General features: G+C 46.9%; 18 protein-coding genes. 9 read left to right on the top strand and 9 right to left on the bottom strand.

Annotated features, from left to right (window positions below):
* Positions 1–9: 9 nt before the first annotated feature.
* The 4 genes from A9237_RS25145 (at position 10) to iolG (ending at position 3,764) form a co-directional block, all read left to right on the top strand.
* Positions 10–837, top strand: coding sequence for a class II fructose-bisphosphate aldolase (locus A9237_RS25145; RefSeq protein ID WP_005437843.1), 828 nt, complete (start codon positions 10–12; stop codon positions 835–837).
* Between the two features lie 72 nt (positions 838–909).
* On the top strand, positions 910–1,743 hold the full coding sequence (locus A9237_RS25140) for a MurR/RpiR family transcriptional regulator (protein WP_005437844.1): 834 nt from the start codon (positions 910–912) through the stop codon (positions 1,741–1,743).
* 185 nt (positions 1,744–1,928) lie between these two features.
* Positions 1,929–2,756, top strand: coding sequence for a sugar phosphate isomerase/epimerase family protein (locus A9237_RS25135; protein WP_005437845.1), 828 nt, complete (start codon positions 1,929–1,931; stop codon positions 2,754–2,756).
* A 21-nt stretch (positions 2,757–2,777) separates the two neighbouring features.
* Complete coding sequence (iolG, locus tag A9237_RS25130; RefSeq protein ID WP_078610029.1) at positions 2,778–3,764, top strand: inositol 2-dehydrogenase; 987 nt, start codon at positions 2,778–2,780, stop codon at positions 3,762–3,764.
* Between the two features lie 94 nt (positions 3,765–3,858).
* Here the strand turns inward: iolG and sstT are convergent, their stop codons facing one another.
* From sstT to malT, 8 genes are all read right to left on the bottom strand, one after another.
* The gene (sstT, locus tag A9237_RS25125; RefSeq protein ID WP_078610248.1) at positions 3,859–5,076 is read right to left on the bottom strand and encodes a serine/threonine transporter SstT; all 1,218 of its coding nucleotides are present in this window, start codon (positions 5,074–5,076) and stop codon (positions 3,859–3,861) included.
* Positions 5,077–5,439: 363 nt separating this feature from the next.
* Positions 5,440–6,516 (bottom strand): ribosome small subunit-dependent GTPase A, encoded by a 1,077-nt coding sequence (rsgA, locus tag A9237_RS25120; RefSeq protein WP_078610028.1) that lies wholly within the window; start codon positions 6,514–6,516, stop codon positions 5,440–5,442.
* A 255-nt stretch (positions 6,517–6,771) separates the two neighbouring features.
* Positions 6,772–7,074 (bottom strand): PTS sugar transporter subunit IIB, encoded by a 303-nt coding sequence (locus A9237_RS25115; RefSeq protein WP_078610027.1) that lies wholly within the window; start codon positions 7,072–7,074, stop codon positions 6,772–6,774.
* Positions 7,075–7,252: 178 nt separating this feature from the next.
* Positions 7,253–7,720, bottom strand: coding sequence for a copper chaperone PCu(A)C (locus tag A9237_RS25110; protein ID WP_005447418.1), 468 nt, complete (start codon positions 7,718–7,720; stop codon positions 7,253–7,255).
* Entirely contained in the window at positions 7,710–8,321 is a 612-nt protein-coding gene (locus A9237_RS25105) for an SCO family protein (protein WP_009706507.1), read from the bottom strand. The genes A9237_RS25110 and A9237_RS25105 overlap by 11 nt, the downstream gene beginning before the upstream one ends.
* A 9-nt stretch (positions 8,322–8,330) precedes the next feature.
* Positions 8,331–8,756, bottom strand: coding sequence for a hypothetical protein (locus A9237_RS25100; RefSeq protein ID WP_005437869.1), 426 nt, complete (start codon positions 8,754–8,756; stop codon positions 8,331–8,333).
* A 184-nt stretch (positions 8,757–8,940) separates the two neighbouring features.
* A complete protein-coding gene (locus A9237_RS25095; RefSeq protein ID WP_045484091.1) occupies positions 8,941–9,858 on the bottom strand; it encodes a polyprenyl-phosphate transporter in 918 nt (305 codons plus the stop codon).
* Between the two features lie 650 nt (positions 9,859–10,508).
* Positions 10,509–13,217 carry an HTH-type transcriptional regulator MalT gene (malT, locus tag A9237_RS25090; RefSeq protein ID WP_009706506.1) on the bottom strand — a complete coding sequence of 903 codons (2,709 nt, stop codon included), beginning with the start codon at positions 13,215–13,217 and terminating at the stop codon, positions 10,509–10,511.
* 568 nt (positions 13,218–13,785) lie between these two features.
* Here malT and A9237_RS25080 point away from each other — a divergent pair.
* From A9237_RS25080 to A9237_RS25060, 5 genes are all read left to right on the top strand, one after another.
* A complete protein-coding gene (locus tag A9237_RS25080; protein ID WP_009706505.1) occupies positions 13,786–16,239 on the top strand; it encodes a glycogen/starch/alpha-glucan phosphorylase in 2,454 nt (817 codons plus the stop codon).
* Positions 16,240–16,356: 117 nt separating this feature from the next.
* Complete coding sequence (gene malQ / locus A9237_RS25075) at positions 16,357–18,537, top strand: 4-alpha-glucanotransferase (RefSeq protein WP_009706504.1); 2,181 nt, start codon at positions 16,357–16,359, stop codon at positions 18,535–18,537.
* Positions 18,538–18,763: 226 nt separating this feature from the next.
* Positions 18,764–20,992 carry a 1,4-alpha-glucan branching protein GlgB gene (gene glgB / locus A9237_RS25070; protein WP_078610026.1) on the top strand — a complete coding sequence of 743 codons (2,229 nt, stop codon included), beginning with the start codon at positions 18,764–18,766 and terminating at the stop codon, positions 20,990–20,992.
* 226 nt (positions 20,993–21,218) lie between these two features.
* Positions 21,219–21,833 (top strand): monofunctional biosynthetic peptidoglycan transglycosylase, encoded by a 615-nt coding sequence (mtgA, locus tag A9237_RS25065; RefSeq protein ID WP_237358469.1) that lies wholly within the window; start codon positions 21,219–21,221, stop codon positions 21,831–21,833.
* A gap of 180 nt (positions 21,834–22,013) precedes the next feature.
* Positions 22,014–24,074 (top strand): alpha-amylase, encoded by a 2,061-nt coding sequence (locus A9237_RS25060; RefSeq protein ID WP_078610024.1) that lies wholly within the window; start codon positions 22,014–22,016, stop codon positions 24,072–24,074.
* Positions 24,075–24,187: 113 nt separating this feature from the next.
* On the opposite strand, the gene A9237_RS25055 is transcribed toward A9237_RS25060, so the two are convergent.
* Positions 24,188–24,904 (bottom strand): DsbA family protein, encoded by a 717-nt coding sequence (locus tag A9237_RS25055; protein ID WP_020195400.1) that lies wholly within the window; start codon positions 24,902–24,904, stop codon positions 24,188–24,190.
* Positions 24,905–24,926 lie beyond the last annotated feature (22 nt).

The raw sequence follows: 24,926 nt of genomic DNA, 5'->3' as shown, positions 1-24,926 counted from the left end.
GGAATCATCATGTTGGTAAATTTGAATGACCTATTGCCAGAGGCTGCGGCATCTAACTACGCTGTCCCTTGCTTTAATGTGTTCGGCTTTGAAGATGCACGTGCTGTTGTTGAAGCGGCAGAGCAAGTTAACAAACCGGTAATTCTGGCCTGTAACAAAGACGTGGTGGATTTTTATGGCGTCGAAACCGCTGCGGCGATGTTCCTAAATCTGGCGCATAAGAGCACAGTGCCTGTTGTGCTTCACCTTGACCACACTTACGAAGAAGACATCGTCTTTCGCGCGCTTAAAGCTGGGTTTAGTTCCGTGATGTTTGACGGCTCGCAACTGACGTTGGACGAGAACATTGCTCGCACCAAGAAAGTCGTGGAAGTGGCGCATGCGTTAGGAGCATCGGTAGAGGGTGAAATTGGTTCGGTGCCTTACGAAGAAGGTCGCGACCACATAAAATCTATCTACACAGAACCGGAAGACGCGGCGCGCTTTGCAGAAGAAAGTGGCGTTGATTGTGTCGCAATTTCTGTCGGCAACGTTCACCGCTTAACCGAGCCAACTTGTACTATCGATTTTGGTCGCTTAGACCGTATCGCAAATGCTGTGGCTGTGCCGTTGGTGATTCATGGTTCGAGTGGTATCCGCGATGAAGACATGCTCAAGCTCAAGCAAAGCCGCGTGTCCAAGTTCAATATTGGCACCTGCTTGCGTCAGGCTCTGGGTCATAATCTTCGCGATTACATGAATCAGGAACCACAAAAGTTTGACCGTATTTACTTCATGCAAAAGGCGATGCCTTATGTGAAAGAAGAAGCGGTACGAAACTTTGAATTATTATCTTAAAATAGCGGCCCCTTTTGTTACTATAAGGGGCCTCTATCTCCAAGCGTTCATTGATAGGAGAGCAGTATAACTATGGATGTTGAAGTGAAAGCACCTGCAGATTTAGACACACTAAAAGAGTTAATCGCAAAGCGTTACGACAGTTTGAGCGGGCGTTTGCAGCAAGTCGCGGATTTCGTAACCGACCAGCCGATGCTGGTGGCAGTAGAAACCATGGCGACCATTGCCAAGCAAGCCAACGTACCCCTGTCGACCTTAAGTCGATTCTCTAATGCGATGGGCTTTGATGGCTTCACTTCTATGCAAGTACTGTTTCGCGATCAATATTTGAATCGCCCGAGAGATTACAAAGAGCGCGTTCGTAAAGCTCGTGAGATGGAGGACGTCCCGCATGACTCGCCTCAAGCCATCTTCCAAGATTTCGGACACGCAAACATTGAAGCACTAGAACAGCTTCAAATGTCGGTCTCTCCCCAAAAGCTGGAACGTGCAGTGGCTCTGATGGATGGTGCAGAAACCATCTACATTCAGGGTACTCGCCGAGCTTACCCAGTGGCTTTCTATCTTTGGTACGCCCTCATGAAATCTGACAAGAGTGTCGTGCTCTTGGATGATCACGGTGGCATGTTGTCTCCGTTAACTCGACGAATGAACGATAAAGACGTTCTGTTTGCTATCACCTTCAATCCATACGCGGAAGAAACCAGCCAGCTGATTGATGATGCTTGCAAAAAGAACGTGCCGATTGTCTGCATTACCGATAACCAAATGACGCCTCATGGCAGCAAAATGGATGTCTGTTTTGAAGTGCAAGAAGGCGAATTGATGGGCTTCCGTTCGCTCAGCAGCTCCATGTATTTGGCGCAGGCGATTGCGGTGAGTCTGATTTGTCGAGAAGTGAAGTAATTTCATTGCTCAGTAATCTCGAATAGGGACGCGATCCTGCGAGCGAATAAGCAGTAAAGCGCGCAGATTTTTCCATACCTTTGTCCACTGATTAGGTGCAACTTAGCGGTTGTGCTGCGGGTTTGCTCGAGCTGAATTCGGCTTATGTCCTGCAATGTACAGGGCAGTGAGAAGAGGTAAATCTGATGCGTTTTGCTCTACATGGCATGTGCTCTCTGCACAGCAATATCCTATCTGATGTCCGACTCGCCAAAGAAACTGGCTATCAAGGGCTCGAAATCCACACCGAAAAACTCTGGCGTTATATTCAGGCTGGCTTCACCGCTGAGCAGCTCAAACAGCGCATGGATGAGTTCGGCATTGTCCCAACGGCGATCGACATCATTGGCGCGGTTGAAGTGACAGATAAAGCCAGCCAACGCCAACTGTTCCAAGATTCAGAGACGCTGTGCCGTTTTGCGCAAGCCGTGGGTGCACCTACCATCCAGCTCAATGCTTTTGAGGCATTAAATGGCTTAACCAAAGAGCAAAACATCGAGCTAACGGCACAGAACATTCGCCAGATTGCTGACATTGGTAAGAGTTATGGCATCCGTTTCCAATATGAAGGCGCGGCTTGGACTCCAATCGCCAAACTGGAAGATTACTTCCGTCTGTACGACGCCGTTGGTCGCGACAACTTTGGTTTTGTTCTGGATACATGGCACTTATGGGCATGTCGCGGGGCAACGCTGGAGCAAGTGGCAAATATCGATGCTGAGCTGATTTACAACGTGCACTTGTCTGACGGCAAGCGTCCTGCTCCGGGCGAGGCTTGGCCAGATGAGCGCGCTCTACGTGGATATTTGTTAGGCCAAGGTGAAGTGCCATTAAAAGAATGGGTCGATGCGATTCGCCAAACAGGTTACGACGGCTTCTATTCTGGTGAGTTCCTCAATGACCAACTGTGGGAAGGGGATTACTACGACATCGCCGCAGATATGTTGGCGGGCATGAAGCGTCAATTCGACTAATCGACACAGAAGGGATTTCCTATGTTTAATATTGCTTTATTTGGAGCGGGTCGAATTGGTCAAGTTCATGCGGTCAATATCGAACGTTCACCAGAAACCACGATTTATTCGCTAATCGAACCTTATGAGGTCTATGCGGATCAGTTTTGTGCACAGTATCCGCAGACAAAGCGCCAAACCGTAAAAGAGGCGATGGCCGATGACAACGTTCATGCGGTGTGCATTTGCTCTTCAACCGATACTCATGCGGATTTGATTGAGCGAGCAGCAAAAGTAGGTAAAGCTATCTTTTGTGAGAAGCCAATCGACCTTGATTTGGGGCGAGTACGTGATTGCTTAGGCGTAGTAAACCAGCATAAAGTGCCTTTCTTATTAGGCTTCAATCGCCGCTTTGACCCGCATTTCCTAAGTCTTAAGAAAGCGTTGGATGACGGTCAAATTGGCGAACCAGCAAGCGTAATTATCACCTCTCGTGATCCTGCGCCACCGCCAGCACAATACAGCAAGTCGTCGGGTGGCATGTTCCGTGATATGACGATTCACGACCTCGATATGGCGCGGTTTATCTTAGGGGAAAATCCAATCGCAGTTACTGCACATGGCAGTTGCAAGGTAGATCCTGCCATCGGTGAAGCGGGAGATATCGATACCAGTGTGGTAACGCTTACATTCCCTTCTGGTGCTATAGCGACGATTCATAACAGTCGTCGCTCTGGCTACGGATACGATCAACGCCTCGAAGTGCATGGCGAGAAAGGTATGCTGCAAGCGGCGAATCTAACTGAAAATCTAGTCAGCCGTAGTACAGAAACAGGCCAAGCAGGCGCAACACCGAAGTACTTCTTCTTAGAGCGTTATGAGCGTGCTTACGTAGCAGAGTGGCAACACTTTGTTGAAGTGCTGAAAGGCGAAGCACCATGCTGCTCGGGTATAGATGGTGAGATTGCTCTGACGTTAGCGGACGCTGCGTTAGAATCCATGCGAACTGGTAAAACGGTTCGTTTGTAGGTCATCCTTAACAGGAAACAAAAAGGGGAGCCACGTTGGCTCCCCTTTCTATTTCTTACATCAAAGATACGTATATCTTACAGATGTTAAAGCCTTACTGAGCTTTCTTCTGTTCTGATTTGCAAACAGCCGCAGTGAAGATAACGTCTGTTGAGCTGTTTAGCGCTGTTTCAGCCGAGTCTTGAATCACACCAATGATGAAACCAACCGCTACAACCTGCATTGCTACGTCGTTTGAGATACCAAACAGACCACACGCTAGTGGGATAAGTAGTAGAGAACCACCTGCAACACCTGATGCGCCACACGCTGATACTGCAGCAACAATACTTAGTAGTACCGCTGTCATTAGGTCAACGTCGATACCCATAGTGTGTACCGCTGCGAGCGTTAGGGTAGTGATAGTGATTGCTGCACCTGCCATGTTGATGGTTGCACCTAGTGGGATAGACACTGAGTAAGTATCTTCGTCTAGGTCTAGCTTCTTACATAGGTTCATGTTCACTGGAATGTTCGCAGCACTTGAACGCGTAAAGAATGCCGTTACGCCACTTTCACGTAGACATTGGAACACCAATGGGTATGGATTTTCTTTTGTTTTGAAGTACACGATCGCAGGGTTAACCACTAGTGCAATGATAAACATTGAACCCAGTAGTACCGCTAGAAGGTGAGCGTAGCTCGCTAGTGCACCAAAACCAGTTGTTGCAAATGTAGATGCAACCAAACCGAAGATACCGAAAGGCGCAAGACGAATGATGAAGCGAACAATGTGAGAAACACTGTGGCTTAGATCTTCGAATACCGCTTTCGTCGTTGCTGATGCGTGGTGTAGTGCAAGACCAAGACCCACACCCCAAGCAAGAATACCGATGTAGTTTGCTTCTACTAGTGCGTTTACTGGGTTATCAACCAGCTTGAACAGCAAGGTTTGGATAACTTCTGCAATGCCTTGTGGTGGCGTTGCACCTTCAGCGCCCGTTACTAGCGTTAAATTGGTCGGGAAAAGGAAACTTAGTACTACTGCGGTTAGCGCCGCAAAGAAGGTACCCGCTAGGTAAAGAACTACGATTGGACGCATGTAAGTGTGTTGGTTTTTCTTTTGGTTGGCGATAGAAGCCGCCACCAAAATGAATACCAAGATAGGAGCAATCGCTTTAAGAGCACCGACAAACAGACTACCCAGCATACCAACGCTTTCAGCGTGGCTTGGTGAGATAGTCGCAAGCAGAATACCCAAAACAATACCGACGAGGATCTGGAGAACGAGGTTACCGCGAGCGTATCGGGCAACGAGACTGTTGTGTTGCATTTGCATACATCATTCCTGCAATTTTTGCCTCAGCAGCAGCGTAAGTTTCAGTCATTACACGGCGTAATGTTCCCTCGAATGAAGGGGCTGAACCTTGTTGTTGTGTTGCTAAGACGTCCTGATTATCAATTATCCTGTTTTTATAAATCCAGCTATTTTCTTGCTGAATATCACATATCTTAGCTTGGTAATATTTTGTGTCTAGTTTTAGTTTGTTCTTAGTTTAAATGTTTGCACAATGTTGCTGTTATTGGTCTTTTATGTTGATTTGTGTCGCCAAGTATGAATGATGGTTTTTCACTAAGTTATTAAAAAAGGAGGCGTTAGCCTCCTTTGTTCTATTGATTACGCAAATGCAACAAGTTAATAACCTCGTTGGTGTTTGCGCTTTTCGCCAACGATACTGCGTACCATTTTTCCGAACTGTTTACTCTGAGCTCGTTGCTCTGCGAGAGTCGCGCCGTTGTGTGCTTGTTCTCGCAGTAACTTTTGGTAGTTAGTAAAGCGGCGCATCTCTAATGTGCCATCTTCAATTGCGGCTTGAACCGCGCAACCCGGTTCCGTTTGATGCTGACAATCGCTGAATCGACAGTTTTCTGCTAACGCTTCAACATCTGCGAACGTTTCGCTCACGCCTGCTTCGCAATCTGCCAATTGGATCTCTCGCATTCCCGGCGTGTCCATTAAGATCCCACCGGAAGGCAATAGATGGATTGAGCGCGAGGTCGTCGTATGTCGACCCTTGCTGTCATCTTCACGAATTCCGCCAGTCGCTTGTTCTTGCTCGCCAAGTAGGGTATTGACTAAAGTCGATTTTCCTACCCCAGAAGAGCCGATGAAGGCGACGGTTTGACCTTCACCACACCAACCCATCAACTTGGCAACGTCTGACTCGTCCAAGCCGTTAACGCTTTCTACCATAAGCAGTGGATCGAGCTTTTGTACCTGAGCTTTGAGCTCGTCAGCGTCGTCACATAAGTCGGCTTTTGTCAGCACAATCACAGGTTCTACATCGGCTTCATTGATGAGTGCCAAGTAGCGCTCAATGCGGCTGAGATTAAAGTCGTGATTGAGTGAACAAACGATAAAGACCGTATCTACGTTGGCGGCAATAAGTTGCTCAGCGACCTTGCTGCCAGCGGCTTTACGGCTGAATAAGCTGCGGCGCTCAAGTAAACGAGAAAACTGCTGCTGGTGGCTGAGTATCACCCAGTCACCAACGGTCATGCTGGGTAACGAGGTATGGATAGGTAAGTGAGTTTCACCTTGTTCGCTAACCACAACGTAACCACTACGATGGTGAGCAATCACTCGCGCGAAAAGCGTGTTCTCGTAATCGTCTAACGTCAGTTGTTGTTGAAAAAACGGTTTCCAACCTAATAGCTTTAATGGGTTAGGTTGAGTTAGTAGTGTTTCACAAAAAGAATATGTTTTATTCATTGTTGAATTATCCCAGACGCAACAAAGCGCCTTAATACAAATCGCATTAGGGTCTAATTCGCATAGAGCTGACCCCGGTGAAAACCGGGCAAGGAAGGGAGGAGTTGTGGCTTAGCCACGAGAAAAAAGTTGGACGTTTACCCTTTCACTGCCCAGTTAGTGTTATTCATTACAATCATCATATTTCCTCTTAGTTGGTGAGTTAACGGCCGGAGTATAGCGGCTGTGATTCGATTCTTACAACTCCTTTGCGCTTTATATGTGTTTTATTCGACGTTCTTCCATCTCTTGTGAATAGGTATTGGCTTTTACGCCGTAGATGATTTGTATATGTCGCTCATCGATGAGCACCACACCATGCGCTCCATGTTCTTTTAATGCTTTTTGGTTCACGATTGCAGTGTCTTTTAGTGTGAGTCGGAGTCTTGTCGCGCAAGCTCCGGTTTCCACCAGATTATCCATGCCACCGATCGCGTCAATGATGGTGTCGACATCTTGTTCCAGGTTTGGATTTACGTGCGTCAGCATTTTGAAGATGCGAGAAAGGGCTTTTAACATCGCGAGAGACTCGTTTGGCAACAAAGCCTTGTTTATATCTCAGCTGCGGCTGCTTCGCTCTGATTTAGGACACAAAATCATGCATTGATAGCTTGGTGAATACTGCTTAGAGAAAGGAGAGAGGAATAAAAAAGCTCCTCACGTTGGAGGAGCTTTGAATCGATGAAGTGAAGAAGCACTAGTGATGATGTTCGTGCTTTTTCATTCCTGCCATGACTTTTTTGACCGGTGCGGTAAAGCTTTGCTTTTGGCCGTTGTCGTAAGTCACTGTCACTTCGATTTCGTCGCCTTCATTAAGCGGCTTTTTAAGGTCGAATAGCATGATATGCAGGCTGCCCGGTTTTAGCTCGGTAGTCTCTTTTGCAGCTAGTGTGATGTGGTCTACCTGACGCATCTTCATCACATCGCCTTCTTTAATCACATCGTGCAGCTCGACTTTACCTGCCGCAGGGGTTTCTGCTGCAACGATATTGATGTCTTCTTGGCTTCGGTTAGCAAAGGTTACAAACACAGCGCTTGTCACAGCACCTGGCGCCATGGCTCGTGCATACGGCTCATGTGGCATTACATTGAGGTTTGCTTGTGCCAAAGGGCTTAGAAGTAGGGCGGAGAGGGCTAACGTTTTGATTGCATGCTTAGCTTTCATTGGTTTTTCCTTCTGCAGTCAGTTTGGTTATCGCCTCGACAATTGGCGCAGGCGTTAAGGTATGTGGCACTTTAGTGATGAGTGTGCCGTCAGGCTTCAAGAAGTAAAAGTAAGAGCTGTGGTCGAGTGTGTATTTCAGCTCTGAGCCTTCTAGTTCCGTTTTACGGAAAATAACACCGTACTTGTGAGCAAGTGGGGTAGTCACATCAAGTGGCGCTGATAGACCTTCAATCATCGGGTGGAAGTAGTGCGCATATTTGGCGGATGCATCAGCTTCGTCGCGTTCTGGATCAAGCGAGATGAACATCGGGCGCAACTGTGCTTTTTGGGCATCGTCGATTTGATTGAGTGCGCCCGCTAGCATGGCTAATGAGGTCGGACACACGTCTGGGCAACGCGTAAAGCCAAAGTAAACAATGCGAATGCGATCATCGCTGGTATCGAAGATATCGACAGGTTTATCACCTTCGCCGAACAACACGCTTTGTTCGGTCGCGACTTGCTGTTTTTTCTCTACGTCTTTTTGTCCATCTAGATACGTTTTGGTACCAAAGCCGAGGACAAAAGCAACCACGAGAAAGAGAGACCAATTACGGCTCATATCAATTCCTTATCTTTGCATTTTGAGGGCTGGGTAGATGGTGTCTTTACCGTCGGAAAGCTCACCAACCCACGTCATCGAATCTTGTGTACAAACGGGCAATGTCACATCGCCCACGAATTTACCCGGCGCCACTTTCTTCAGCATGAATTTTGGCTCGCCCATTTCCATTTCTCGACCAACCAAACTTAATACAAGCTGATCGGCTTCGCTGTCTTGCCATTCGACTTCGAGCTGAGCGGGGATCAGAGGTTGAGCAGTATCGACGCTAAGCGTCATCGCAACATCATGTTGGATGCAAGGTTCAGTAGAGAGGAAACAGTATTCATCGAGCGACTTAGGCTCGGGCGCTGAAGAGAAGTTTTTGATCAGGGTAGGCGCGTAAAAGCCAGCAACCAGTGCAACGGCTATCCCTGCGATTTGTAACACTTTCATTAAGATTCAGTATTTATCACTTAACATTGTCTGCATCCTAGCACAGATGGAATGTACGAAAACTCGTAACTTCAACAAATTGTGCGCTATCCCCACCTATTTGAAACCTATTGTTTGTAAAGCGTAAATAAAAAAAGCGGAGCCAATGGCTCCGCTTCTTAAATGATGGAATTGTGGTTCAGGTTTACTTGTTTGAATCCGCAAACTTTTCTAAACCAAGTACCAGTACGATAGCAGCTAGCATCATGATCACAGCTAACACCAGTTGCGATGGTTGAGACGTGATGTGCTCAAACTCAAACGGTGACAGGTTTTGCTCTAGTAATGGTACTTGCTCGCCTTTCGAGTTCGTGCGCCATGTTAGCGTCTCTTTCCAAGGCCAGATCTTTGGTAGCGTACCGATCATCAAGCCTGTTAGGAACATCAACGTTAAATCGCGGAATTTACGCAGTAACCAAGATAACAGGTGAGAGAAAGACAATAGACCAGCCACACAACCAACAAGGAACAAGGCGAGGATATCAATTTGGAACCCTTTCACTGCGCCCAGCACTGGAGCGTACATACCGATCAATAGCAAAATAAAGCTGCCTGAGATGCCCGGTAGAATCATTGCACAAATCGCAATCGCACCTGCAAGAATGGTGTTGATTGCAGTTGGTTCCATGTGAAGTGGTTTGAGTACCGTGATGCTGTAGGCAAAGCCAATACCAATCAAGAGGGCCACAAAGCGAATCGCATCGCGTTTCTCTACTTGGCGAATGATGTGGTAGACCGACACCAAAATCAGGCCGAAGAAGAAAGACCAAATTGGAATCGGGTGAGTTTCTAATAGCCAACTGATCAGTTTTGCTAGCGTTGCGATGCTGGTGAAAATACCCGCAAACAGTGAAATCAGGAAGAAGCCGTTAATATGGTTAAATGCGGCTTTGAAGCCATCTTTTTTCCAAATCGAGAAAAGTGATGGGTTAATACGTCGAATGCTTTCTAGCAACGTGTCGTAAATGCCGGTAATGAATGCAATGGTGCCGCCTGATACGCCAGGGACAACATCGGCTGCACCCATGGCCATTCCTTTAAAGTAGGTGATTAGATAGTTCATTTCTCAAGTACTAAGTCATGTTGATGGCAGTGAGTATACAAACATTGATGTCAAAAAAGTATGAAATAGTGTTTCGGAAGATATCGAAATGATTGCTTATCAGAGAAACAGAAGGTCTTTAGTGATTTTGTACAAATAAAAACAGGGCGATAAACGAGATTTGGCAGGGTGAATATGGGGAAATATAAATCGCTCAACACTGTCTAAATTAACCTAATTAAACAATAAATCTCGTGAATCTAGCTAATTGATGATTTATTTATCACTTATGTGACTAGATTGCGTCTTGCAACTGCGTTTTGCATTCTGGCTTTGCATAATGCAAAAATTAAGGCTGTAACAAGATTTGATATGAGATCTTGTGCCCAAAAATAATGCTTTTCAAATTGGCATGATTAATGCATAATTCTTTTCGACCCTTCTTAAGCCGAGGGTCACCTAGCCAACTGACGTTGTTAGTGAATACACATTGTTCACATCATACATAAGCCAATCGCCTTAATTGCGGTTGGCTATTTTTTTGTTTGTAATATATGTACAACGTTTCCTACGTGCTTTGCAATTTGCACTTCTCAACGCTTAATTAGCAATAAAAAAGGGCTGACGCATAACGCCAACCCTCGTATTTAGCACTAATTTATTTAGCCTGATCAGTAACCCATCAGCTGCAACAAGTTCTCTGCTGTCACGATTGCTTCCTTACGGTTGGCAATGTTGAGCTTTTGGTACAAGTTACGAATGTGAGTCTTGATCGTTGTGCCTGCCACATCCAGCTCTTGTGCGATTTGCTCGTTACTAAAGCCAGAGTAGATCAGACCAAGCACTTGCCATTCACGTTGAGTCAGTGGGCTAGTACGAACCAGCTCAGGCACATTCGGGTGATTGACTAGCTTCTCGATAAAATCCTCATCGAAGTGAATAGAACGACTTCGTTGGTTAGATGAAATGTCTTTCATTAACTGCTGAGCACGGTGACGTTCCAAATCCCCCAGTTCGTGACGAAGGCTTAGCTTCTCTAACAACCCGCCAATGGTTGCACCATCGATAAGGAAGTTACCAACCATACCGGTTTGGTTAGTCATCACTAGTGCTTCTTTTAGCAATGCTTTGGCTTGCTCTTCGTCTTTCTGACGCGCAGCAAATACTGCTTCTACGACTAAGTTGCGGTTTGTGTCTGTCACTAGGTTCGTACGTCGCGCTTCGCTTTGTAGGAAGTCCAAAGCTTGGCGTGCTTCGTCGTATTGACCAAGATTGATATGAGCACGAGCAATGTTACGCCATTGCAGTTGCTGGAAGTGGTTACATGCTGATTCAGGACGAACGGCGGTATTCAACCATTCTTGAATCGCTTCTGTGTTCCCACGTGCTTGCCAGAACAAGATCAGAGAAAGTGACGCATTGGCTGTCCAATCAACGTGGTAAGTCGATTGCTTCATCAAATGCTGGATGTGTTCGATGAATTTACCTGCTTTATCCAGTTCACCGCGACCAATCGCAATACGAGCCAACATTGAGTAGCTATGTAAGTGCTTGCTCGGCGAGTGGTTTTCCAGAATCTGCAGACCTTTGTACGCGCATTCTTCAGCTTCATCCAAACGGTTCCAGCACCACAAAACTTGAGCGCGAATACGCAGCAAAAATTCATGAAGAGGTACGTGCTGAAGCTGCTGGTCTTCGATCAGACGGAAGCCTGAATCTTGCAGTTCAAATGCGGCTTGAACGTAACCTTGCGCAATCATGATTTCGCTTTGCTGCAAGATGGCCCACAACGCTTGGTGGTAAACCTGATACTGGCGAGCCAGCTTTTCGGTTTGTTGCATCATTGGCAATGCCCGATCGAGCTTACCTAATACGTGGTTAACTTCACCAACGACCGATGTCGCCACGATACGGCTGCGGTATACGGTTGGGTCAAGTTGGCTAAGCGCAAGCTCGGCAAGTTCTAATGCATGCTCTGGTTGGTTGCTGTTGATCGCGACCTGAGCGAGTAGGGCATTGGCTTGACCTTGGTAGCCCGTATCGAGTTCGATATTACGCTTTTTATGCTCTTCTTCTGCTTCTGCTAGTAGCTTACCAACTTGGTTGTAGCGGTGTTGGCTCTGCGCTAACCAAGCTCGTAGCATCGATAATTTCGGATGGCTGAACAGCAGATCTTTATCAAGTTGGTTGATGGCAGACTCTAGCGTTGTTAACTCGCCTTGGTTGAACATCTTCCAACCGAACTCATTCAAAATTTCAACGATCAAATCGGTGTCGTTAGATTTTTGAGCGTGGTGGATAGCCTGATGTGGTGCTTTCTGCTTTAGCCAAGCAACCGCGGCATTGCGGTGAAGGTCTTTTTCTTGTTGAGGAATACGCGCCTGACGCTCATGCGACAAGAACTCGCCAAACAAGTTGTGGAAACGGAACCAGTTTTGCTCACCTTCCAGTGGGTAGATGAACAAGCCGTAGCGGTTGAGTGATTCAATCATGCCCAGTGCGTCTTCACGCTGGGTCAGTGCAAAAACTAACTCATCATTGAAATGGTCAAGTACCGACACCTGCATCAAGAAGTGACGTGTCTCTTTATCCAAGAGATCAAAGACTTCTTCGACCAAGTAATCCCAAAGGTGAGCGTGATTGAATTGAGAAACAGATTCTACGGTCTGCGCCAATGTGCGGTTTTGATGCTGAGCTTGCAGCGCAATAAGCTGCAGCGCTGATGGCCAACCTTCCACATAGGTGCGTAGGTTGTTTGCCATGTCTTCATCGATGCCGTCGGCAATGCGTTGATTGAAGAAGCGCGTGGTTTCTTCAGTATCGAATGCCAACATTTCATTGCCAATTTCGATCATCAAATCACGTACACGCAGGTTCGCCGTCCCCAGCGGCGGAGCTGCACGGCTTGTGACAACAACAGTTAGGTTGTCTGGCATGTGCTTTAAGAAGAAGCGCATCGATTCATGGATTTCGTCGTTAGTGATCAGGTGATAATCATCTAATACGACGTAACACTCGTGCTGAAAATCCGCCATCTCAGCGAAGACTTCGCTGAATAAAGAGCGTAAAGAAGAGAACTGACGTTTCTCAGCCAATTTCTGAGCGTTAGAGCAGTTGTAGTTGGTGGCTTTATTTAGAGCTTGCAGCAAATAGTTAACGAAGCGAAAACCGTCGTTATCACTGTCATCAATGCTGTACCAACCTACGTTGGGTTTATCTGACAACCATTGTGCTGCCATGGTGGTTTTTCCGTAACCAGCAGGCGAGCGGAACAATACCAATTTGTAGTAAGGCGCTTGTTGTAGTAAGTCCAACACTCGCGGACGGACGATCGCATTATGCAAGCGGCCAGGGCGAGTAAGTTTAGATGGAATCCACATTATTAATTCTGTCCTTAAATTTTTTGAGCTAGCGAAACTAGAAACTGACTCACACCACTAAATTCTAGTTTGTGTAAAAAGTGTACAGGCTAGTGAGTCGTTTGCGATGTTACGACAACAGAATCGGTTGTTACTTTGATCCACTTCCTAATTCTCAAGGGTTGCTGCAAATGCCACCAACTACGCCCTGTATTTGTGATTTTGGTCACTTAAAAGCCGGTGGTATTGATTCCATGTAGAAAGAGTTGCACATCTATTACGGAAAACTTATCGATGTTAAAAGGCTTAATGTGATCACTAAGACAGTTTTTACATCAGATGAGAGTTGTCGAATAAAAAACGTCATGAACAAAATTTAACCTTTCTCAAAGTTGGCTGTGATCCGAATCACTAAGAATAGGGTTATAGGCTGCTGTGTTGCGATTTGGATCACTAAGTTTGCAACCTTACGCCCTCTACGCCCTACCCCCTCCTCCTTGTAGGGAGGATAAATGGGAGGATGTTTATTCACAGAGGGAAATGCACGATGTATGGCAGATGAATTACTAAAAGACGTGAGAATTTCTTAATGAAACCTACTCAACAGAAACAATTTGACAAGAAGTCGTTCCAAGAAAGCGTAAAGAAACATCTATCTGTGACTTACGCTCACACGGTTGAAAATGCAGATAGCCGCGCATGGTACCTAGCAATGGGTCGTGCATTGGCTGAGTTTACGACTTGTGATTTGCTTGCTACTGAAGCAGACGCTCGCATCCAAGAAGCGAAAAGCGTTAACTACCTTTCACTAGAATTCCTTATCGGTCGTTTGACTGGTAACAACCTAATCAGCATGGGTCTTTACGAAGAGATCACTGAAGCTATGGCTGAGCTAGGTCACAACCTAACAGACCTTCTAGAAGAAGAACGCGACCCATCATTGGGTAACGGTGGTCTAGGTCGTCTAGCAGCATGTTTCATGGATTCATGTGCGGCTCAAGAATTCCCAACTGTAGGTTACGGCCTGCATTACGAATACGGTCTATTTAAGCAGTCGTTCAAAGACGGCCGTCAACAAGAAGCACCAGACGCATGGCGTGGTGTTGAAGGTTACCCTTGGGAAGTGGCTCGCCCTGAGCTTGCGCAAGAAATCGGCTTCTACGGTCACGTTGAAGTGGTAAACGAGAACGGTAAAGAAGTTCGTAAATGGGTTCCTGGCATGTCTGTAAAAGCAATGCCTTGGGATCTGCCTATCGTAGGTTACGAATCAGACACGGTTTACCCTCTACGTCTTTGGGAATGTCAGGCAATCGCACCATTCTCACTAGAAAGCTTTAACAACGGTGACTACTTCGAAGCTCAGCACGCGCTGATCGACGCAGGCAACATCACTAAAGTGCTTTACCCGAACGATAACCACGAGAAAGGTAAAACACTGCGTCTAATGCAACAGTACTTCCACTCAGCAGCATCTGTACGTGACATCCTACGTCGCCACGAAGCAGCAGGTTACTCGCTAGCGGATCTACCGAAGCAAGAGACTATTCAGCTTAACGATACGCACCCAACAATTGCTATCCCTGAGCTAATGCGCATCCTAGTGGACGAAAAAGGTCTTACTTGGGAAGCAGCATGGGAAATCAGTTCTCAGACATTCGCGTACACTAACCACACGCTACTTCCAGAAGCACTAGAGACATGGCCAGAGTCGCTAATCCAGCGTCTACTTCCACGTCACATGGAAATCATTTTTGAAATCAACCACCGCTTCCTACAAGAAGTTCGTAAGATGTGGCCTGGTGACGGTGAGAAGCAAGCGAAGCTTTCTATCATCCAAGAAGGTTTCAACCGCATGGTTCGCATGGCTAACCTATGTGTAATCGGTTCTTACGCAGTAAACGGTGTAGCAGCACTTCACTCTGAATTGGTTAAGAAAGACCTATTCCCAGAGTTCCACGAGATGTACCCAACTCGTCTACACAACGTAACGAACGGTATCACTCCTCGTCGTTGGTTGAAGTTCTGTAACCCAGGTCTATCTAAGCTAATCACTGAGAAAGTGGGTCCAGAATGGCCTGCGAAACTAGAGCAGCTAGAAGGCATCGCTAAATACGCAACAGACGCGAAATTCCAAAAAGAATTCATGGCTGTTAAGAAAGAAAACAAACAGCGTCTTGCTGATTGGGTTCTAGATAACATGGGTATCGAGCTAGATACTAACGCTATCTTCGACGTTCAAATCAAGCGTCTACACGAGTACAAGCGTCAGCACCTAGATCTGCTACACATTCTATCTCTATACCACCGCATCCTGAACGAACCTGGTTTCGAGTGTGAGCCACGCGTATGTTTCTTCGCAGCAAAAGCAGCACCGGGCTACCACCTAGCGAAAGAAATTATGTTCGCAGTGAACAAGGTTGCAGAGAAGATCAACAACGATCCTCGCATCGGTAACAAACTGAAAGTGGTATTCATCCCTGACTACCGCGTGAGCATGGCTGAGATCATCATCCCTGCGGCAGACGTTTCACAACAAATCTCGCTAGCGGGTAAAGAAGCATCTGGTACAGGTAACATGAAGATGGCTCTTAACGGTGCCCTAACTATCGGTACGATGGATGGTGCTAACGTTGAGATTCGTGAAGAAGTGGGCGACGAGAACATCTACATCTTCGGTCTTGATGTTGAAGGTGTGAAAGCGGTTAAAGCAGCTGGCTACAACCCTTACGACTACTACAACGCAGATCACCTACTGAAAGCGTCTCTAGACCTACTAACAGGTGAAGAGTTTACGCCAGGTCAACCAGGCCTACTACGCGCTACATTCGATAGCCTACTAGATGGCGGTGACCCATACCTATGTCTTGCTGACTTCGCATCTTATGTGAAAGCGCATGAAGAAATGGGCAAACAATACAAAGACCAAGCAGGCTGGGCTAAGAAAGCAATTCTTAACACTGCCCTAGTTGGTAAGTTCACATCAGACCGCTCTATCCGCGACTACGTGAACAACATCTGGAAACTTGAAGCGGTGAAACGCTAATAGAACCCAGTTAAGACCAAGGTAGCCGAGCGCTACCTTTGGTCATTTTCAAAGATTAGTTATTGATAACAATAAAACCCTACATGGAAGGTGTTGGTATTACCTTCGGAGAAAGCGATGAAAGAACAAACAGCACTAAAGAAAGTCGCAGACATGGCGCGATTAGCTGATAGCTACGTCAGCGCGTGGGGAGACGAGGCAAAAGTTTCTGAAGAAACACTGCGCCGCTTGCTCACTTCACTTGGCTACGATACTAGCAGCGATGAGAAGCTATTGGCTTCTGCTGAGAAAAAACATAAGAAAGACGTACTAGCCCCTGTTCTTGTTTTACGCGACGGCGAACCAGTCGAAGTGGAACTAAACCTAGGTACGAGTGCTCGCGAGAGCGAATTTAGCTGGCGTTTAGAAACAGAACAAGGAGAGGTACTTGAAGGCTATCTTCAGTCGCAAATTGTTCGTGATGAACGAGCTGAGGGTGGCCCTCTAGTGTTTGCATTGCCAAAGAACTTGGCATGGGGTTACCACAAACTGATCATCAGCCGTAAGCGTCGCAAGACCCCTTACGAAATGTCGCTGATCATCACACCTAAAGCGTGTTTCAAACAAGAAGACCTAAACCAACACAAAAAGCTATGGGGCCCAAGCATCCAGCTTTACACACTGCGTACTCAGCACAACTGGGGTATTGGTGACTTCGGTGACCTGAAGCAGTTGGTGAGTGACATCGCATCTCGTGGCGGTGACTTCATTGGTTTGAACCCGATTCACTCATTGTTCCCAGCTAACCCAGAAGGTGCGAGCCCATACAGCCCGTCTTCTCGTCGTTGGTTGAACATCATGTACATCGACGTAAGCTCTGTGCCTGAGTTCGCACTAAGTGCAGAAGCACAGCAACGTGTTGGCAGCGCTGAATTCCAGCAACGTCTACAGAAAGCACGTGAATCACACTGGGTAAACTACACCGAAGTGTCTGAGCTTAAGATGAGCATTCTTCCACTGCTATTTAGCGAGTTTAAAGCGCGTCATCTAGACAAGAACACAGACCGTGCTCGTGCGTTCCTAGAGTTCGTAGAAATTGGCGGGGAAAGCCTACTTCATCAAGCGGCATTTGATGCGCTACATGGTGAATTGCACGCTGAAGATTCAAGCGTCTGGGGCTGGCCGGTATTCCCTGAGAAGTTCCGCACGTTCGATGCAGCAGCGACTCAGAAGTACATCAAAGACAACGCAGACCGTGTTCACCTGTACATGTACCTGCAGTGGATTGCAGACGACCAAATTAAAGAAGCGCAAGCGCTAGCTGAAGAAAAAGGCATGACAGTTGGTCTGTATCGCGACCTTGCTGTAGGTGTTGCAGATTCAGGCAGCGAGACTTGGGCTGATGACGGTGCGCTAGTATTGGATGCAAGCATCGGTGCGCCACCAGATGTGCTTGGTCCACTAGGCCAAAACTGGGGTCTACCACCACTAAACCCACAAGTGTTGGAAGCAACAGGTTACGATGCGTACATCAAGCTACTGCGTGCAAACATGAAACACTGTGGCGCACTGCGTATTGACCACGTTCTTGGTCTACTTCGTCTATGGTGGATTCCAAAAGGCGAGAAAGCGACAGAAGGTGCTTACCTGTACTACCCAGTTGAAGACATGCTAGCAATCCTAGCGCTAGAATCTCATCGTCATCAGTGTTCTGTAATCGGTGAAGACTTGGGTACTGTGCCTGATGAAATCGTAGATATCCTACGTGACGCAGGTGTTCACTCATACAAAGTGTTCTTCTTCGAAACATCAAAAGACGACGGCGGCTTTATTTCTCCGAAGCACTACGCTGAGCAGTCTATGGCGGCACTGTGTACGCACGATATGCCAACACTACGTGGCTTCTGGCACTGTGATGACTTGAAGATGGGTCGTGAGATCGGTCTGTACCCAGACGAGCAACAATTAGAAGGTCTGTTTGATGACCGCCTGAAGTGTAAGCAAGGCATCCTAGACAGCGTTCGTTGGCACGGTTACCTACCAGAAGGCATCGGCCATGATGCACAGTACGTTCCAATGGATTGCCACCTAAGCGAGGCGCTTCAATTGCACGTTGCTGCGGGTGACTCTGCACTACTGAGTGTTCAGCTTGAAGATTGGCTAGAAATGGACCAACCGGTCAACATTCCTGGCACGGTAGATGAGTATCCAAACTGGCGTCGTAAACTGTCGATGAACCTAGATGAAATCTTCAGCCGCGAAGACGTAAACCGTATTTCTAAGCGCCTCACTGAAGTGCGCGCGAAAGCGAGCAAATAAGGTGGAATGAGTGATGTAGGAATTCGCGAATTTAATTGCGCCAAGGTACGAAAGTACAGCCTAGGTCACTCATTAAATCGGCACAATCCGTTAGGATGAAGTACCGTTATTATGCCCGCAACAATAGCGGGCATTTTTGTTTTTTGACGCCGTTTTATTCAATGTTTGAATAGGATTGGGTCTTTTATAATTGTGTGAATTCACAACGTTTGGCTGAGGAAATCCGATGTTCAAAAACCATAAGGAGAATATCGGTGCTAGGGAGAAAGATTTGAAAACCAAGGTAAAGAAAAAATACGAACGCGCCTACGAATTACTAGCTGAGGCGGCTTACTCAGACCCGTTTGCGTCACTTGGTCCATTCATTGCTGACGGCGAAGGATCGTTACGTGTTTGGATGCCGGGTGCAGACAAAGTTGAATTGGTTATCAGCGGCGAACCTCGAATTGAGCTAGAGCGTGAAGATGAAAGCGGCTTCATCTTAAAAGACAAGCGCGACTTGCATCTAACGCATTACCAACTCGCAGTAGACTGGAATGGTGTAGAACAGCTTATTGACGACCCTTACCAATACCACAACATCTACCAAGAATACGAACATCTGCATACACCAAAAGACATGTACCGCTACATGGGTTCACAATTTGTGACCATCGAGCGCGGTGGCGAAAACATCTCAGGCGTTCGTTTCCTTGTTTACGCACCTCATGCATCAGCTATCAGCCTAGTGGGTAGCTTTAACCAGTGGGATGGCCGTCGTCATCCAATGCAACGCCTAGACTACGGTATCTGGGGCCTTTTCATTCCTGGTTTGGAAGAGGGCGTACAATACAAATTTGAACTCAAAGGTCCGAATGGGGAAGGGCTTCCTCATAAACAAGACCCTTGGGGCTTCTACTCTGAGCAATACCCGTCATTTGCATCGATCACTTATGATCACAACCGTTACCAATGGCAAGACGCAAAATGGCAAAACCGTCCAGTGACGCAGAAACGTGATGAAGCGTTGTCTTTCTACGAACTGCACGCGGGCTCTTGGAAACGCAACGAAGAGGGCGACTTCCTAAACTACCGTGAACTGGCCGCTGAATTAGTACCTTACCTTGTAGACATGGGCTACACCCACGTTGAGCTGATGCCAGTTTCTGAACATCCGTTCTTTGGCTCTTGGGGTTACCAACCTGTTGGCTTGTTTGCACCGACGAGTCGTTACGGCTCTCCGGATGATTTCAAGTTCTTCGTTGACGCGTGTCACCAAGCTGGCTTGGGCGTGGTACTGGATTGGGTACCTGCGCACTTCCCATCGGATGATCATGGCTTAGCGAATTTTGATGGTACGCCTCTGTTCCACGATCCAGATCCTCGCCGTGGTTGGCACCAAGATTGGAATTCTTACATCTACGATCTCGGTCGCGAGCATGTACGTCGTTTCCTAGTGTCTAACGCGCTGTACTGGTTCGAGCAATTCCATATTGATGGTATCCGCGTTGATGCTGTTGCGTCGATGCTTTACCTAGATTACTCACGCAGCCACGATCAGTGGATCCCGAACGCAGATGGTGGCAACGAGAACTACGATGCGATCGCAACACTGAAATGGATGAACGAAGAAGTATACAAACACTTCCCGAACGCAATGACCATTGCAGAAGAATCGACCGCATTCCCGGGTGTATCCGCGCCGACCTTTATGGGCGGTTTAGGCTTCGGCTTTAAATGGAACATGGGTTGGATGCACGACAGTCTTTCTTACATCCAAGAAGACCCAATTCACCGCAAATACCACCACAATACCATCACGTTCCCGCTTGTTTACGCACACAGCGAAAACTACGTATTGTCGCTTTCTCATGATGAAGTGGTCTACGGCAAAGGCTCTATCCACAACAAGATGCCGGGTGATGAGTGGCAACAAACGGCGAACCTACGTGCTTACTTCGGTTACATGTACGGTCAACCGGGTAAGAAGCTAAACTTCATGGGCGCAGAACTTGGTCAGACCGCAGAATGGAACCACGACGATCAGTTGCAATGGTTCTTACTGGAGTTTGGTCGTCACCAAGGCGTGCAAGCATTGATTCGTGACTTAAACCACTTGTACCGCAACGAAGCGGCGATGCACGATCAAGATTGTGTGCCTGCTGGCTTTGAATGGCGTCTGCAAGATGAAGCCGATTCGAGCATTCTTGCACATGAACGTATTAGCCAAAACGGCGAGCGCGTATTAGTTATCAGTAACTTCACACCAGTGCCGCATGAGCGTTTCCGTTTAGGTGTTCCAATGGAAGGTAAATACGAGCTTCTGTTGAATACTGATGATGTGAAATACGATGGCAGCGATTTTGAAGCGCTAACCAGCGTAGACACAGAAGAAGTAGAAAGCGAATCGCTGCCTCAGTCTCTTGAGCTGCGTCTACCGCCACTATCAACCGTATTCTACAAACTGGCAAAGTAAGTTGAGTTCGTAAAACAAACTTAACTAGCCAAAACACATAATCAATACCAAGCCCGCTTTACAATGTAAATCGGGCTTTTTTTGACCAAGTTTTCACTAACGATAAACAGACTGCATACTCTATACTTGCATCATATTGTTTTATGAAATCAAGCTAGGTCGGACTTTGAGAAAGATTAAATCCCTTCTGTTCAATATCTTATTGGTGCTTTTGCTTTTACCAGTGATGCTCGTTGGCATAGTGAAATACGTCGATCCACCAATTTGGGGATGGAAGATCAGCCGCATGATTTCTCCTCCAGAGGGATTCCCTGAAGAGAGTCAAAATGAATGGGTGCCTTTGAGTGACATTTCTAAGCACATTCAATTGGCCGTGATTGCGACAGAAGATCAAAAGTTCCCGACCCATTACGGAGTGGATTTTGATTCCTTGTTTAAAGTGATCTCAGAGTCTGGCGAGAACGGCCCTTCTCGCGGTGCGAGCACGATTACTCAGCAAACTGCAAAGAACGTGTTTCTGTTTCCTTCACACTCTTATGCGCGCAAAGCGTATGAACTTTATTTTGCTCTGCTGATGGAAGCAATGTGGAGTAAAGAACGCATTCTCGAAGTGTATTTGAATGTGGTGGAGTTTGGCCCAGGTATTTATGGGGCAGAAGCCGCTGCGCAAAACTACTTTGGTATTCCAGCTAAACAACTTTCAACACGCCAAGCAGCAAGGCTTGCGGTGGTGCTGCCAAATCCGTATCGCATCAAAGTCTACCCTCAGACTTCTTACACCATCAGCCGCGTCAATTGGGCGATGAGACAAATGCGCAACCTTGGTAGCGTTCAGCTTTAAACTCCCTTTTATCCTGCTCATAAATAGAACTACGCCCCAATAAAAGCAAAATGTGAAGCGTCACAAGCTTTAGGGCGTAGCCTTATAGAATGATGTGCTCAGTTTTTCATCCATTTACTATTAGTGTGAATAAAACTACAACACGAATACTGCGTCTATGCGCAACCAATGGACTGAACGATGAAACTGAATCTGATTACGACTACCTTATTGCTTGCATCGGCAAGTGCCATCGCCGAGCCAAACATCACCATATCTACCACGACCAACAGCCGTGACTTTCCTTTAAGTGCAGAGCAGCCTTTGGTTGTGCCATTAACCAAAGACGGCTATACGCTTAAAATCACTGGCGTTGAAGGCGATTGCGTTGCGCCCGATGGTCAGAAAGTTAAATTCAACAAACCGATCGCGCTGAATTGTGGAAAGCCAACGGAATTGCCGTTAAAAATCCGTTTTACTGGCGATTACTCTTTCGCTTTTGATGCGGAAGCAAAAACACTGCGCTTCAAGCGTGAACCTAAGAAAGCTGCCAAGACAGAATTCAAACGCCCAATCCCACAAGTGCAATGTGAGGTTTACCAAGGTGGCGAAGTCACCATCGCGTTAGGTGACAGTTTCCCAGATGGCACCAAGTTGCGTGATGCTTATTCTGGGCAAATGGTCGAAGTAAAAGATCAGCAAGTATCGCTGACGCCAAGCAAAGACTCCGGCGGTTTGGTGCTACTAGAGCCAGTGAAGAAAACCAAAGAAGCAGTGCCGTTTGATTACCGTAATGCCAACATTTACTTCGTGATGGTCGACCGTTTCAACAACGCCGATACCAGCAATGACAACAGCTATGGTCGCAAGAAAGACGGTAAAGAAGAGATCGGTACCTTCCACGGTGGTGACCTAAAAGGCGTGATCGAAAAGCTAGATTACATCAAGAGCCTAGGTACAGATGCGATTTGGTTATCGCCAATCGTTGAGCAAGTACACGGCTTTGTGGGTGGCGGCGATAGCGGCTCATTCCCATTCTACGCCTACCACGGTTACTGGACGCGTGACTTTACCAAGATTGATGAGAACTTCGGTAACGAAGCTGATCTTAAAAAGCTGGTGGAAGAGGCACACAAACGTGGCCTTAAAGTCTTGATGGACGCAGTAATCAACCACACTGGCTACTCAACGTTAGCCGATTTGCAATTTGACGGTATTGAGGTGTTAAAACCAAACGCTGACCTACCTAAGAAGTGGGGGGACTGGCAACCAAAAGAAGGTGAAAACTGGCATAGCTACCACCAGAATATTGATTACCAGAGTCCAAATTGGTCGAAATGGTGGGGCGGTGATTGGGTAAGAACAGGTCTACCGGGCTACCCAGCTCCGGGCAGCAGCGATATCACTATGTCATTGGCGGGTTTGCCTGACTTTATCACCGAATCAGACAAAGCCGTGAAGCCAGCGCAATGGCTATTGGATAACCCTGGCACTCGCGTTGAGGCGCGTGACAATTACACCGTCTCGGATTACTTGATTGAGTGGCAAACTGATTGGGTGAGACGCTTTGGTATTGATGGTTACCGTGTTGATACGGTGAAGCACGTTGAAGGCGATGTGTGGAAACGCTTGAAAGAAGAGGCATCAAGCAGTCTTGAGCAGTGGCGTAAAGAGAACGGCAAGTCAGGTCAGCCATTCTGGATGATGGGTGAAGTATGGGGACATACCGCATATCGAAGCCCTTACTTCGACGACGGCTTTGATGCGTTGATTAACTTCGACATGCAGAAGAAGTTAGACAAAGGCGCGGCGTGTTTCAGCCAAATGGCAGACACCTACCAAAGTTACGCAGACACTATCGCCAATGAGAAAGACTTCAACCCAGTGAGCTACATGTCCTCTCACGATACCGAGCTGTTCTTCTCTCGCTTCAAAGATTACGGCATGCAGCGTAATGCCGCGAATGCACTGCTTCTAAGCCCTGGTGCTGTTCAGGTTTACTATGGTGATGAAGTTGGTCGTAACATTGGCCCTTACGCGGACGATTTCCACCAAGGCACACGCTCTGACATGGTATGGAAGCTATCGGATGAGAAGCAAGCGCTGCTCAAACATTGGCAAACCCTTGGTCAGTTCCGTAAAGCGCACCCAGCGATTGGTGCGGGTGAGCATCAAGTGATTGAACAAGAAGATGCGTACGTGTTCTCTCGTTCGTTTGGCAATGACAAAGTCGTTGTGGCGTTTGTGGGGCGCGACAAGTAGTTAGAGTTTCTTTTTAAGCCTAGATAGAAAAAGCCCTTCCTTGAGTTCTCAGGGAAGGGCTTTGTTGTTTTTGATGGTTACTTATCTATTTCAATAACTAACTATTTCGATAGTTATTTCTTTAGCTCTTGGTCGATAACTTTCTCAAGCTCCTCGAAAGGTACATAACCCGGAATGACTTGGTCATTAATGATGATCGCTGGTGTGCCTCGTAGACCTAAGCGAGTGAAGTACTCGTAGTTTTTATCCAACAACGCTTTGGTCTCTTTGTCGTCGACAAGCTGTGCTTCTGTGCCTGTCTTCTTAGCGATTTTTTGTAGTGAACTTGCATCGTGTGGACCCGGCTTCTTAACCAACAAGTCGTGCACTTCTTTGTACTTGTCATGTTGGTTCTGCCATACGTTCAATGCGTAACTTGCCGAGTTGTAACCGTTCTTCTCGTACTGTTCTTTGAACGACACCGTCATGTTCAGCACTTTCACTTGCGGGTATTCTTTCTCTACCTTCACTAGCTCACCTTCAAGACGCTTACAGAAAGGACAGCTGTAATCAGTCACGTTGATGATCGTCAGTTCTGGGTTCTCTGCACCGAAGTAAGAGTGCTTGCCGTCGTTAAGATAGGCGCGCGCTTCATCCAAAGTCGCGTTAAACGTCTTTTGATAAGCGACGTAGTCTTGCAGGTTTTGGTGCAGTGAATCGAGGATCTGCGGGTTTTCTTTCAGCAGTTGAGTAATTTCTTGCAACTTCTCTTCTGATGTTTTTTCTGCTGCGTGTGAAAATAGAGGTACCAGCGCGATAGCCACAGTTAATAGTGTGCGTGTGAATTTCATGATATTTCCTAAAACTCTCTTT

This window comes from Vibrio owensii, from assembly GCF_002021755.1.
Classification (GTDB): Bacteria; Pseudomonadota; Gammaproteobacteria; order Enterobacterales; family Vibrionaceae; genus Vibrio; species Vibrio owensii.
The sequence above is the reverse complement of the archived record's forward strand: the minus strand, read 5'-3'. Positions and strand labels throughout refer to the sequence as shown.

Bases quoted from the DNA above. Each gene is read 5' to 3' on its own strand.
- A9237_RS25145 (WP_005437843.1), top strand. From the start codon at position 10: ATGTTGGTAAATTTGAATGACCTATTGCCAGAGGCTGCGGCATCTAAC.
- A9237_RS25140 (WP_005437844.1), top strand. From the start codon at position 910: ATGGATGTTGAAGTGAAAGCACCTGCAGATTTAGACACACTAAAAGAG.
- A9237_RS25135 (WP_005437845.1), top strand. From the start codon at position 1,929: ATGCGTTTTGCTCTACATGGCATGTGCTCTCTGCACAGCAATATCCTA.
- iolG (WP_078610029.1), top strand. From the start codon at position 2,778: ATGTTTAATATTGCTTTATTTGGAGCGGGTCGAATTGGTCAAGTTCAT.
- sstT (WP_078610248.1), bottom strand. From the start codon at position 5,076: ATGCAACACAACAGTCTCGTTGCCCGATACGCTCGCGGTAACCTCGTT.
- rsgA (WP_078610028.1), bottom strand. From the start codon at position 6,516: ATGAATAAAACATATTCTTTTTGTGAAACACTACTAACTCAACCTAAC.
- A9237_RS25115 (WP_078610027.1), bottom strand. From the start codon at position 7,074: ATGTTAAAAGCCCTTTCTCGCATCTTCAAAATGCTGACGCACGTAAAT.
- A9237_RS25110 (WP_005447418.1), bottom strand. From the start codon at position 7,720: ATGAAAGCTAAGCATGCAATCAAAACGTTAGCCCTCTCCGCCCTACTT.
- A9237_RS25105 (WP_009706507.1), bottom strand. From the start codon at position 8,321: ATGAGCCGTAATTGGTCTCTCTTTCTCGTGGTTGCTTTTGTCCTCGGC.
- A9237_RS25100 (WP_005437869.1), bottom strand. From the start codon at position 8,756: ATGAAAGTGTTACAAATCGCAGGGATAGCCGTTGCACTGGTTGCTGGC.
- A9237_RS25095 (WP_045484091.1), bottom strand. From the start codon at position 9,858: ATGAACTATCTAATCACCTACTTTAAAGGAATGGCCATGGGTGCAGCC.
- malT (WP_009706506.1), bottom strand. From the start codon at position 13,217: ATGTGGATTCCATCTAAACTTACTCGCCCTGGCCGCTTGCATAATGCG.
- A9237_RS25080 (WP_009706505.1), top strand. From the start codon at position 13,786: ATGAAACCTACTCAACAGAAACAATTTGACAAGAAGTCGTTCCAAGAA.
- malQ (WP_009706504.1), top strand. From the start codon at position 16,357: ATGAAAGAACAAACAGCACTAAAGAAAGTCGCAGACATGGCGCGATTA.
- glgB (WP_078610026.1), top strand. From the start codon at position 18,764: ATGTTCAAAAACCATAAGGAGAATATCGGTGCTAGGGAGAAAGATTTG.
- mtgA (WP_237358469.1), top strand. From the start codon at position 21,219: ATGCTCGTTGGCATAGTGAAATACGTCGATCCACCAATTTGGGGATGG.
- A9237_RS25060 (WP_078610024.1), top strand. From the start codon at position 22,014: ATGAAACTGAATCTGATTACGACTACCTTATTGCTTGCATCGGCAAGT.
- A9237_RS25055 (WP_020195400.1), bottom strand. From the start codon at position 24,904: ATGAAATTCACACGCACACTATTAACTGTGGCTATCGCGCTGGTACCT.